Source organism: Lentibacillus saliphilus (assembly GCF_019093865.1).
GTDB classification, from domain to species: domain Bacteria; phylum Bacillota; class Bacilli; order Bacillales; family Amphibacillaceae; genus Lentibacillus_B; species Lentibacillus_B saliphilus.
Genome location: NZ_JABJXD010000006.1, coordinates 77,020 through 89,573, shown reverse-complemented (window position 1 = coordinate 89,573; position 12,554 = coordinate 77,020). Strand labels below are relative to the sequence as shown.

The following is a 12,554-nucleotide window of genomic DNA, read 5'->3' as shown; positions in this document are numbered from 1 at the left end:
CTTTATCCGTTTATTTCAGCAGTGCTGGAATAGCTTCTTTCCACAATGTGCTGAGTGCTTCTGTTGCTTCATGAATCACTTGCTGTCCATTGACACCAATCTTTATGACTTCATCATCTGTTACATGACCGATGTATTGTGCATCTGACACCATATTTAAAAACGCATCTTTATGCTCTGGCTTAACGGTCACAACAAATCGTGATTGAGTTTCACTGAAAAGCTGAACGACTGGTTCGCCCTCAAGCTCAACATCAAGACCGAGAGATGAATTATGGAAGACACTCTCTGCCAAAGCAACCGCTAGACCACCTTCTGACACATCATGTGCTGACGTAACGAGACCTTTTTTAATAGCTGCTAACAAGGCTTCTTGACGTTTTTTCTCTACCGTTAAATCAATGGCTGGTGCTTGACCTGAATACGCACCATCAAGCAATTTTTGTAGCTCACTGCCGCCAAATTCAGCTTCTGCTTGACCAATCACATAAATCAAATCGCCTGCTGCTTGAAAATGGCTCGGTGTAATATGTTTACGAGATTCATAGAGTCCGACCATACCAATGATCGGTGTCGGATGAATCGCTTGATCGTTAGATTGATTGTAAAGTGACACATTCCCACTAATAACAGGTGTGTCTAATACGTCACAGGCTGCACTGATGCCATCAATGCTTTGTTCCATTTGCCAAAAAACTTCTGGATTTGTTGGATTACCGTAGTTCAACCCGTCTGTTAAAGCAATCGGCTTAGCACCTGATGCGACGAGATTACGCGCGGCTTCAGCAACGGCAATTTTGCCACCTGTTTCAGGATCAAGATAAATGTAGCGTCCATTACAATCCGTCGTCATCGCTATTGCTTTATCATGACCTGGGATTGCCACAACACCTGCGTCTGAACCAGGGCCAACCTCTGTATGCCCTTTCGCAAACGCATCATACTGCCGATACGCCCATTCCTTTGATGCAATCGTTGACTGCTGAAGTAATTGTTTGAATGTGTCAGCCACATTCGATACAGTTGGCACTTTTTGGTCTAACGATTGGAATTCTTGATAATACGTTGCTTCTTGCGCTGGTAAATGATACACAGGTGCTTCTTCCGCAAGTGCATCCACCGGAACGTCCGCAACAACCTCACCGTTATGAACAAGACGGAACACTTTGTCTTCAATTACACGCCCGATGGCCACCGCATGAACATCATGCTTTGCAAACAGATCAATAATTTCTTGCTCGCGCCCTGCTTTAACAACGAGTAGCATACGCTCCTGTGATTCAGATAGCATGAGTTCATAAGCGTTCATATTAGAATCCTTTTGTGGAACATGATCGAGCTGCATTTCAATACCTGTCCCAGCCTTGCTCGCCATCTCACTCGCAGATGACGTAAGCCCAGCAGCCCCCATATCCTGCATGCCAACGAGCGCATCAGAATGAATCACTTCCAGACATGCTTCAATTAAACGTTTTTCTAGCTCTGGATCACCAATTGCAACGGCAGAGCTGCTTGATTCGGATTCGTCTGTTAAATCATCAGAGGCAAACGTTGCTCCGTGGATGCCGTCACGGCCGGTTGCGCCACCCGCATAAATGACCGTATTGCCAACGCCAGCGGCCACACCTTTTTGCATGTCGTCATGATCAAGCAAGCCAACAACCATCGCGTTCACAAGAGGATTTTCCTCATAGCACGCATCAAACTGAATTTCCCCACCGACTGTCGGGACTTCAAGTGTATTGCCGTAATGTGCAATACCACGAACAACTTCTGTAAACAGTTCCTTTGTCCGCTCTGAGTCCAATTCACCAAATCTGAGTGAATTGAGCGCGGCAATTGGACGCGCCCCCATGGAAAACACATCACGAACAATCCCGCCAACACCGGTTGCAGCTGCTTCAAACGGTTCAACTGCGGAAGGGTGGTTATGGCTTTCGATTTTAAAGACAATTGCTTGATTGTCACCGATATCAACAACACCAGCACCTTCACCTGGTCCTTGGAGCACGTGTGGCGCGCTCGTTGGGAACTTTTTCAACAAAGGTTTTGACGTCTTATAGCTGCAGTGCTCGGACCACATAACGGAAAACAGACCGGTCTCCGTCCAATTCGGGCGTCGTTTTAAGATGTCCTTGACCATACCATATTCGTCCTTGCTCAAGCCCATTTCAAGATAAAGTTCATTTTGTTCAATCGACTCTGGTGTTGGAAACTGTTGTTCAGTCATGTGTGATTCCTCCAATTGAGATTATTTTTCGGTCAAACCGATGCGTTCAAATAAGGCATCAACGTTTTTCAAATGATACGTCACATCAAAGCAGGCCTCAATGTCTTCTGGTGATAAGACGTTTGTAACCGCCTCATCCTGTTCAATAAGTGTCTTAAAGTCTGTGCCTGTTTCCCAAGCTTCCATCGCTTTCGGCTGAACAGTGTCATAAGCCGATTCCCGCGCCATGCCTTTGTCAATCAAAGTTAGAAGGACACGCTGAGAGAAAATCAACCCGTGTGTAACATTCAAATTGGCAAGCATGCGCTCTGGGTAAACCGTTAAGTCACGAATGATGCGTGTAAAGCGGCTCAGCATATAATTGAGTCCAATGGTCGTATCAGGAAGAATAATGCGCTCAGCGGACGAATGAGAAATATCCCGTTCATGCCACAATGCCATATTTTCATGTGCGGTAATCATATGCCCCCGAATAACACGGGCCATGCCGGACATGTTTTCTGATCCGATTGGATTGCGCTTATGCGGCATAGCCGATGAGCCTTTTTGACCTTTCGCAAAAAACTCCTCTGCTTCTCTCACTTCTGTCCGCTGTAAATGTCGCACTTCAACAGCCATTTTTTCGATCGTTCCAGCGATGAGTGCTAATGTCGATACGTAAAACGCATGGCGATCACGCTGCAGCGTTTGCGTGGACACTGGTGCTGGCTTTAACCCGAGCTGCTCACATACGTAGCGCTCGACAAATGGATCAATGTTAGCATACGTTCCGACCGCTCCGGACAATTTGCCGTATTCAATATGATCAGCAGCTAGTTCAAACCGTTCCAGCTGACGCTTCATTTCTTCGTACCAAAGCGCGAGCTTCATCCCAAAGGTCGTCGGCTCTCCGTGAACGCCGTGCGTCCGTCCAATCATCACTGTATGCTTTTGCTCAACAGCCTTTTTCGCCAATACGTCAATCAGCTCTGTGAGGTCCTTACGTATAATGGCGTTCGCCTGCTTTAAGACATATGATAAGGCTGTATCAACGACATCTGTTGAGGTTAAGCCGTAATGCACCCATTTCCGCTCAGTCCCAAGGGTTTCAGATACAGCTCTTGTGAATGCAACAACGTCATGACGTGTTTCTGCTTCAATTGCTTGTATGCGTTCTACATCAAAAGAGGCACGTTCACGTAATGCTTTTACATCTTCACGAGGGATAACGCCTAATTCAGACCACGCCTCACATGCAAGCAGCTCCACCTCAAGCCATGCCTTATATTTATTGTCTTCTGTCCAAATCGCTCCCATTTCAGGGCGCGTATACCGTTCAATCATCAAATGTCCTCCTTCAGTATGTCTTGTTGCTGTTTAATTTCATCTATTGTATTTGCGACAAATGTTACATGCCCCATTTTTCGTTTTGGCTTTGCTTCTTCTTTCCCATATAAATGAACATGTCCGAATGTATGATCAGCTAACACTTTTTTCGCTGTTTCCAGCGTGTCACCCAATATATTGAGCATGATCGCTGGCTGTAATAGCTTGATGTCCATCAGTGGCAACCCACAAATGGCCCGGATATGCTGTCCGAACTGTGATATATTACACGCTTCAATCGTGTAATGCCCTGAATTGTGCGGACGCGGTGCCATCTCATTAACGTAAATGTCCTCGCCTGAGACGAACAATTCAATCGTAAACGTGCCGACAATGTTCAATGCATCGCCAATCTGTTTGGCACATGCTTGGATCTTTTCCTCAACCCGTTTACTGACTGAGGCAGGTGCCGTCGTTTGATGCAGAATATGGTCACGATGCTCATTTTCTGCTAGCGGGAAAAACTGTATGTCACCCGTTTGACTTCTCGTAAACACGACAGAAACCTCTTTATCAAATGTCACCCAGCTTTCGATAATACAGTGACCGTTCGCCTCTGCAAATGCAATTGCTGCTTCGCGGTCTTCAGGGCCTGCAAGCTTCAGCTGCCCTTTTCCGTCATAACCGCCACGACACGTCTTTATGACAGACGGAAAAGAGATATCATTTAACGCCTCGCGACATTCGGAACCGTTATGCACGATCACAAAAGGGGAAACTGGAAGTCCCAACCGCTTCATGAGTTGTTTTTCCTTCTCACGATTTTGTGTAACAGCAAGTGGCTCAGCCCCTTGTGGGAGCTTGCCTTCTGCTTCAATAAGAGCGGCAGCCTCAAGGTCAACATTTTCAAATTCATATGTAACAACATCACTTTCAGCCGTTAACGCCTTGATCGCTTCTAAATCGGCATAAGCTGCTGTAATCTGTTGATCCGCAACCTGTGCTGTTGGGCAATTTGGCGTTGGATCAAGGACGACAACCTGATAGCCCATATATTTAGCCGCAATGGCCATCATGCGTCCGAGCTGACCGCCGCCAATAATGCCAATCGTTTGTGACGGAAGAATGACGTTACTTTTCTGCAAGCTGATCCCTCATTTCCGTTACTTTTTCGGTCATCGATTGGTGATAAGCGGATAACTGCTGTGCGATGCTGTCATCAAACGCAGCTAGCATGCGTCCAGCAAATAAAGCAGCGTTAATGGCACCCGCCTTGCCGATTGCCATCGTAGCCGTTGGAACACCACCGGGCATTTGTACAATCGATAATAACGAATCCATACCGTTTAAAGCTTTACTTTGCACCGGAACGCCGATAACTGGCAATGACGTTTGTGATGCAACCATTCCTGGCAAATGCGCCGCCCCACCCGCACCAGCAATAATCACTTTTAGACCGCGTGCTTGGGCGGTTTTTGCATATTCAAACATATCATCAGGCGTTCTATGTGCCGAGATCACTTCTTTTTCATACGTGATGCCGAGCTCGTCTAACGTACGACATGTGTGGGACATCGTTTCCCAGTCTGATAGGCTTCCCATAATGACACCAATTTGTTTCAAAATGAATCCCTCTTTTCACATATTGTTCGCCTTTTCATGGTTTTCATGACAATAAAAGCAATAAAAATGTCTATTCGTCTCCCTCAATATGAGAGAAGATGAATAGACAACATACAGCCACACCATGAACTGGCGGCATATCTCGTTTGGTCATCCTCCCTCATAGTCTGGCATTTACGGTGCCAGGTAGAAACTTTCAGGCCATATTCCTGAGGTTATATGAGGTCGTTTATATTTTTCTATCATTAGCGTAACAGAAACGCATTATAATCGTCAACTAAAAAACGAACATAAAACCATTTTAAAACATCAATGTTCGTGTTTTACTCGGATGAATGGGATTTGTTAGCATTTTTTTGTGGTTCCGCTGCATTTTTAGCGATATTCGTTGTATCCTGTTCACGTGTTTGCTGTGCGTTCTGACGCTTCTCCTCTAAATGCTTTTCGTTCGCTTGAACAGCTTCCTCCATTGGTGACATTGTCTTTGTTGACGGTTGTGGTTTTGACGCCGGCTTAGTCGTCGTGCTCGTTTGTCTTTTTTTCGGATTGAACAAGCGCCCTTTACGAACCTGCTTGACCCAGAAGCCACCGTGAATGTGCTTCGGTTCATATGAAATAACGAATGCTTTTGGATCGATGTTCGTTATCGTTTCATACAATGACCGTTCATACTTTCGCGGTGTTAGTATTTCCATTGCCAAGCGATCACCGTCCATCCCATAAGCGAACCAGCTCGTCACTCCGTACCCTTTATCACGAAGCTGACGTGTAAAGTCTATATTCGGATTTGAGGAAATCACATTAACGGTAATATAACCTAAAGCAAGCTTTTCTTCAATTTTAGTCCCAACAATGACACCAAGACCGAAACCGACTGCATAAGCGATGATATTTTGTATTTGGTCAAGGTTATCAAGGACGAGCCCAAGTCCTAATACGTAGACAACCATCTCAACCATACTGATCATGGCGGCCAAATAACGACGTCCTTTTAATGTAAGAATCATACGGATCGTCGAAAACGAAACGTAAACGATATTAATAACAAGAATAATGACGACCATGACATAGGCATTATCGAACAAACTGACCAATCCTTCCTTTACATGTTTCATTAATTACATTGTATACAGCACGCTTAATGCTCATTCCCGAAATGTCATTCATGTATGCATTTAACGATTGGAAAATATTTAATTCTACCGCGCGGTTTGTTATGACGCTGCATGTCATTCTTTATTGTATTGCGTATTTTCTCTCGCCCTTTATCATCACTACCATATGACTGTGACCTATCGGTTAGGGCCGAAAACGCGTTTGTCACTGGACGTTTCGATTCCTTGTAGCCGTTTATCTAAGGTACGTTTCCAATTTTCCGCAAGTCGGTCACATGACGCCAATGCTCTCGTTTGATCGATGTCCTTTTTCCCCTCATACATAACTCGGTTAGACGCCGCGATCGTCCATTCTTCATAAGGACGGTCTAAAAGCTCAAACACATCACCCGCCTGCACATATCCCGACTTGAGCACGCGATAATACCAGCCGGTTTTACCAGAATGCTGAATCCGGAGTGCCATATCAAGAATACGGAACCTCCGCGCAGGCTTCCAACACGGGCGACGCGGCTGTGACACTTGAATAACCGCTTCACCACATTGGTACGTATCACCAATACATACCGTTGTTTCATCCATATGGATCACAGAGAAATTTTCTCCCATCGCACCTGGGAACATGACCTGATCATCCCGTCCAAGCTCCTCTTGCCAATCACGATAATGTTGAGCTGGATATGCGAAAACCGCCTTCTCTGGTCCGCCGTGATTTTTCTTATCGGCGACTTCATCCCCAATAAAGCCTGTTTCACTCAGCCAAACAGCCGTTTGAACAGGTGTTTTAAACATACCGCTTGTCCAAGGACGATCCATTTTATCCGTACTATGCGGATCTCCTAATTCTTTTACTTTACCTATATACAATTGATGTATAGACGGATTGTGCATCATGTCACCTTCAATATAATTATGATATAGTAAACAATAAGGCATTCAATGAAATTCTACAATATATATCGTACGTTTTTTAAGGTATTTTTAAAGGAGGTGCTCTATTGGCACATACAACACACGCAACATTTGCCGGCGGCTGCTTTTGGTGCATGGTCAAGCCATTTGATCAATGGGACGGTGTCCATCGCGTCATATCTGGTTATACGGGTGGAGAGCTCGTCAATCCAACCTACGAAGATGTAAAAACCGGCACGACCGGACATTATGAAGCGGTTCAAATCACCTTTGATCCTAGCATCATTTCCTATGAAACGATTCTAGATGTCTATTGGCGACAAATTGATCCGACAGACGATGGTGGTCAATTTCATGATCGAGGTGCCGCCTATCGTACCGCTATTTTTTATCACGATTCCGAGCAACACAGACAAGCGACAGCTGCAAAAGCTGCACTTGAACAAAGTGGGCGATTCTCCAAACCGATTGTGACAAAGATTTTACCTGCAACGACATTCTATCCTGCAGAAGCTGCACATCAAAACTTTTATCAAACACATGCCGATGTCTATGAAGAGGACCGTGCCAAATCCGGACGGGATGAATTTATTCAAGATACATGGGACGATTGATCGCTTATCATCACTGATGTACAGAGAACGTGCGTGTACATCGGTTGCCAGCTCACTGGCTATGGATATCCATCATGCGCGCCCTTTGGATGTTGATCCCAGCATTCAAGTGATTTTTCAACACGATTTTAATCAGACATGACCACATTGATGTGTCTGTAAGGAGCGGAATACGTTGTCAAAAAAGGACTCATTAACACCACTGAAAATGTTGTTGTTTAGCTTTCATGCGACGAACACGATCATTATCAGCTTCCTGCCATTATATTTAAAAGCAAAAGGACTAAATGCAACCGAAATTGGCTGGGTACTTGCCGTTGGACCACTTGCATCGATCTTCTCTCAGCCTTTTTGGGGCTACATGAGTGATAAGTATAAAACCGTTAAACGGATTCTACTCATCTGTATTATTGGACTCATCATGAGTAGTATTGTCTTTTTCCAAATGAATGGTTTATTAGCCATCCTCATTATGGGTGCGGTCTTTTACTTCTTTACATCGCCAATCGGCGGACTCGGTGACAGCCTTGCTCAAAGACGGGCGCACGATCTCGGTGTATCATTCGGTACGATTCGCACATGGGGATCAATTGGCTTTGCTACATCCTCGTTAATCATCGGTGAATTTTTACGCCGAACAGATATTGAGTATATGATTTATCCGTATTTATTTTTTGGTGTCATCGCCCTGATCATTACGTTTCGCTTAAAAGATGTTGAAGTCGATTCAGATCCAATTCAATTAAAGGACGTTAAGCAATTATTACAAAATAAACCTTTTATTCTATTTATGCTCTTTATGATGCTCTTAACGATTACCCACCGGACAAATGATAGTTTCATCGGTTTATATATTGCTCAACTCGGAGGCGGCGAAGAACTCGTCGGACTATCTTGGTTTGTGAGCGTCATTAGTGAAGCTGCTATTTTTGCAACAGCAGGCTTGTGGTTTCGTAAATACCATCCGATCGTTTTCGTTATTATTTCAGGTGCGTTCTATAGCTTGCGTTGGTTTTTATTCGCAGCGGCTAGTAGCCCAGTAGAAATTATCGGATTGCAATTTTTACACGGATTAACATTTGCGATTTTCTATCTCGCTTCTTTCGACTATATCAGCCGATTAATCCCGAGGTTACTTCAGTCAACTGGACACCTCGTCTATTATTCCGTGTTTTTTGGTATATCGGGTATTATCGGATCACTTGCTGGCGGCGCAATCATCGATGCCTTTGACGCGCCCACCTTATACTTCGGCATGGGCTGTCTTGCCACTGTCGGAACGATTGCACTTACCATTTATCATATTCTTCCATGGGGCAAACGCGCACCACATCAATAATTGGATAGACAAACGGCACTTCCGAAAACGTACGGAAGTGCCGCTTTTTATATGAATCTATATGGATTATTAGCTTAAAAAGATAAAGTAGAGAACAAAGATGCCGAACAATACATACATCGCAGGATGAATATCTTTTGCTCTGCCCTTCAACAGCATCGTAATCGGATAGAAAATAAACCCGATCGCAATCCCGGTTGCAATGCTGTAGCTTAGTGGCATCATAATAATCGTTAAAAAGGCAGGAACAGCTGTTTCAAACTCGTCCCAGGCAATATTTTTCAAAGAGCTGGACATAAGAACACCGACGATGATTAATGCAGGTGCCGTCACTTCTGCTGTTACAACGCTTAACAATGGTGAGAAAAAGAGTGCCAACAAGAAGAATCCAGCTGCAACAACTGATGTAAAGCCTGAACGACCACCAGCACCAACACCTGCCGTTGATTCGATGTATGCTGTCGTCGTTGAAGTACCAAAAATAGAACCAGCAACAGTTGCTGCTGAATCAGCGAACAATGCTTTTCCAGCACGTGGCAGCTTGTTGTCCTTCATCAAACCAGCTTGTGTCGCAACTGCAACAAGTGTTCCAGCTGTATCAAAGAAGTCAACAAATAGGAATGTCAGAATAACAACGAGCATTTCCAATGTGAAAATATCACCGAAATGAAGGAACGCTTGTCCAAATGTTGGTGCAACACTTGGTACGGAGCTCACAATTCCACCAATACCATTCGGTGCATCAATCAGACCTACAAGAATACCTACTAAAGCCGTTAAAATCATTCCGTAAAAAATACCGCCTCTAATGCCAATCGTCAGCATAACAACAGATACAACGATGCCGAAAATAGCGAGCAACACAGTTGGGGACGTTAATTGTCCAATTCCTACAAGCGTGTTCGGATTATCGACGACAATACCAGCATTTTGCAGACCGATAAAGGCAATATAAACACCGATACCGGCACCAACAGCCATTTTTAAGTTAGCTGGAATGGCATTGATGACTTTTTCACGTAAGCCCGTCAATGTAAGAGCGATAAAAATAAGTCCAGAAGCGAGCACACCAGCCAAAGCCGTTTGCCATGGAATACCGTGGCCGAGGACAACCGTAAAAGCAAAAAATGCATTCAATCCCATACCTGGTGCTAAAACGATCGGATACTTGGCAATAACCCCCATAAATAGAGAACCAACAGCGGCTGCAACAGCTGTCGCAACAAATACCGCATCAGCATCCATACGTGTCATACCCTCAGGTAATGTCTCTCCAGCGAGGCTCAAAATGGCTGGATTTACAAATAGAATATACGCCATTGCCAAAAATGTTGTCATACCCGCCATAAACTCTGTTCGGTAGTTTGTACCTAACTCATCGAATTGAAAATACTTTCTCATGTTGTTCTGTTCCTCCTAAAAATATAATAAATACGTGGCGATCAGTGTGCTCTCGTATGCGTGATAGACCGGTCACATCCCGGCTTAATAAAAAAATAAGTGCTTACGATGAAATAACTATCACGCGTTACAGTACGGAAAATGGTCGGCTTAACGGAAATCGTCCGCTCGGATGCTAAAAAGCAGGGCGCTTTGCGGAATTCCGTGCGCCCTTTGCGGAATAACAGCGCCGCTTTGCGGAATTTCAAGCACCCTTTGCGGAATAACAGGACCGCCTTGCGGAATTCTGAGCACTCTTTGCGGAATAACAGCGCCGCTTTGCGGAATTTCAAGCACCCTTTGCGGAATAACAGGACCGCCTTGCGGAATTCTGAGCACTNCACCCTTTGCGGAATAACAGGACCGCCTTGCGGAATTCTGAGCACTCTTTGCGGAATAACAGCGCCGCTTTGCGGAATTTCGAGCACGCTTTGCGGAATTCCGAGCGCCCTTTGCGGAATAACAGCGCCGATTTGCGGAATTCTGAGCACCCTCCCTGAAAAACAACGGCCATTTACGCGCACACACTGAAAAACAAAAAAAGCACCCCAGCCCTGGGATGCTCTACATAAATGTGCAAGAAAAAACAGTCGAACACAAAAGCTGCTGTCACGAAAAAACAGCGCTTATGTCGTCTATGTCATCTTGCGTAGTCGGATCATTTACGGTAATCCGGTAGAGACTTTGGGCCATATCCCCTAAATTATACGCAATCGTATGAAGTTGAAAGATGCTTTTAGATTGTGCTGTCTACCAGCAAAAAAGTCGTTTCTCAAAAGCATAGTCATATATTACTATGGTCCAAACTAAAAAGCAACCCCTAAACGAACAATAAATAAAAATTTAAGTTTAATGTTCGGATTTTAGTGATCATCCGCACAAAATCTATGATCTACATTCGGAATTATATGGAGATGCTTAATGGATGTATCAACGATTTTAAGCCATTTGCCGAAAGATAACAACCTCTATTTTATGAAAAAATATGCCGGAACATCTATTATAACGTCGATAACAGCGCATCCAGGCTCTATGCACCGCTTTTATCCGTCATATAAAATCCTATCTGTTCTCATGCTCTCCGCCGAAAGAAATCTTCTAATCTATTCATAAACGTTTGTGTTGCTAAACTTAAATACTTATCCTTGCGATAAATGATATTTAAATCTCTAATGGGGGAGTCCTTGATTTCAACCGCGCGAATATCTAACGCTTGAAAGCTATCAATCAATTGGCTCGGTTGAATTGTCGCCCCAATCCCTTCATTGACAAGCTGAAACAAGGAAGTTGCTGACCCCGTTTCCATAATTGGCTTGATAGACAGATCATGCTCTTTTCCCCACATCTCGATTAAATCACGACCATAAAACCCTTTCGGATACATCACTAAAGGAATATGACGCAAATCTTGTGGTGAGATCAGTGTTTTACGAGCGAATTCATGGTCGCTATGAACATAAAGACTATACGTTTCTGTATAAAACGGAGTTTGGTGTAAACGGGTATCTGAATGATCCGCTAATCCAACACCAATATCCACTTCATTGTTAAGCACTTTATCTATAATATCGATGGACGGAATCACTTGAACATTCGTGTTGGGGAATGCCTTGTGAAAATCAACTAACAAAGGTGTTAAGCGATAATCTAAATCAGACGGTAACACAGCGACTCGTACATTTCCTGCGTGATAATCTCTAAGATCTGCTATCGCTTCTTTGGCATGATCAAGCTGCTGAAACATTTCTAAAGCATAGCGTTCGAGAACCGTGCCAGCTTCGGTTTTGACAGTCTTTTTGCCAATTCGATCAAACAATGGGACACCAACTTCATCTTCTAGCACACGTATTTGTTGACTTAACGTAGGCTGAGAAATGCCAAGCTTATATGCTGCCTCCGAAAAATGAAGCTCGCGACACAGCATAAGAAAATAGTGCAGTTGTCTAATCTCCATCTTTTCCACCCTTCCATAGTCC

The 12,554-nt window shown here is 44.2% G+C and carries 9 protein-coding genes, 1 pseudogene and 2 riboswitches; of the genes and pseudogenes, 2 read left to right on the top strand and 8 right to left on the bottom strand.

Annotation, left to right across the window (positions count from 1 at the left end):
* Positions 1-10 precede the first annotated feature (10 nt).
* From purL to HPC67_RS11090, 6 genes and pseudogenes are all read right to left on the bottom strand, one after another.
* Positions 11-2,230: a phosphoribosylformylglycinamidine synthase subunit PurL gene (purL, locus tag HPC67_RS11115; protein WP_217587875.1), complete on the bottom strand. Its 2,220-nt coding sequence runs from the start codon at positions 2,228-2,230 to the stop codon at positions 11-13.
* A 21-nt stretch (positions 2,231-2,251) separates the two neighbouring features.
* Complete coding sequence (purB, locus tag HPC67_RS11110; RefSeq protein WP_217587873.1) at positions 2,252-3,553, bottom strand: adenylosuccinate lyase; 1,302 nt, start codon at positions 3,551-3,553, stop codon at positions 2,252-2,254.
* Positions 3,553-4,680 carry a 5-(carboxyamino)imidazole ribonucleotide synthase gene (gene purK / locus HPC67_RS11105; RefSeq protein ID WP_217587871.1) on the bottom strand — a complete coding sequence of 376 codons (1,128 nt, stop codon included), beginning with the start codon at positions 4,678-4,680 and terminating at the stop codon, positions 3,553-3,555. The genes purB and purK overlap by 1 nt, the downstream gene beginning before the upstream one ends.
* Positions 4,667-5,158, bottom strand: coding sequence for a 5-(carboxyamino)imidazole ribonucleotide mutase (purE, locus tag HPC67_RS11100; protein WP_217587869.1), 492 nt, complete (start codon positions 5,156-5,158; stop codon positions 4,667-4,669). Before purE ends, purK begins: the two co-directional genes overlap by 14 nt.
* Before the next feature lie 143 nt (positions 5,159-5,301).
* Positions 5,302-5,401: riboswitch (purine riboswitch) on the bottom strand.
* Positions 5,402-5,670: 269 nt separating this feature from the next.
* Positions 5,671-6,243, bottom strand: a pseudogene (locus HPC67_RS11095) (DUF2179 domain-containing protein); the annotation flags it as partial.
* 207 nt (positions 6,244-6,450) lie between these two features.
* A complete protein-coding gene (locus HPC67_RS11090; RefSeq protein ID WP_217587866.1) occupies positions 6,451-7,164 on the bottom strand; it encodes an MOSC domain-containing protein in 714 nt (237 codons plus the stop codon).
* 107 nt (positions 7,165-7,271) lie between these two features.
* Between HPC67_RS11090 and msrA the strand changes: the two genes are divergently transcribed.
* Together msrA and HPC67_RS11080 are read left to right on the top strand one after the other, a co-directional pair.
* The gene (gene msrA / locus HPC67_RS11085) at positions 7,272-7,799 is read left to right on the top strand and encodes a peptide-methionine (S)-S-oxide reductase MsrA (RefSeq protein ID WP_281417521.1); all 528 of its coding nucleotides are present in this window, start codon (positions 7,272-7,274) and stop codon (positions 7,797-7,799) included.
* 175 nt (positions 7,800-7,974) lie between these two features.
* Positions 7,975-9,138: an MFS transporter gene (locus tag HPC67_RS11080; protein ID WP_217587864.1), complete on the top strand. Its 1,164-nt coding sequence runs from the start codon at positions 7,975-7,977 to the stop codon at positions 9,136-9,138.
* A gap of 69 nt (positions 9,139-9,207) precedes the next feature.
* Here HPC67_RS11080 and HPC67_RS11075 read toward each other — a convergent pair whose 3' ends face one another.
* Together HPC67_RS11075 and HPC67_RS11070 are read right to left on the bottom strand one after the other, a co-directional pair.
* On the bottom strand, positions 9,208-10,539 hold the full coding sequence (locus tag HPC67_RS11075; protein ID WP_217587862.1) for an NCS2 family permease: 1,332 nt from the start codon (positions 10,537-10,539) through the stop codon (positions 9,208-9,210).
* 669 nt (positions 10,540-11,208) lie between these two features.
* Positions 11,209-11,309, bottom strand: a riboswitch (purine riboswitch).
* A gap of 341 nt (positions 11,310-11,650) precedes the next feature.
* Complete coding sequence (locus HPC67_RS11070; RefSeq protein ID WP_217587860.1) at positions 11,651-12,532, bottom strand: LysR family transcriptional regulator; 882 nt, start codon at positions 12,530-12,532, stop codon at positions 11,651-11,653.
* Between the last annotated feature and the right edge of the window lie 22 nt (positions 12,533-12,554).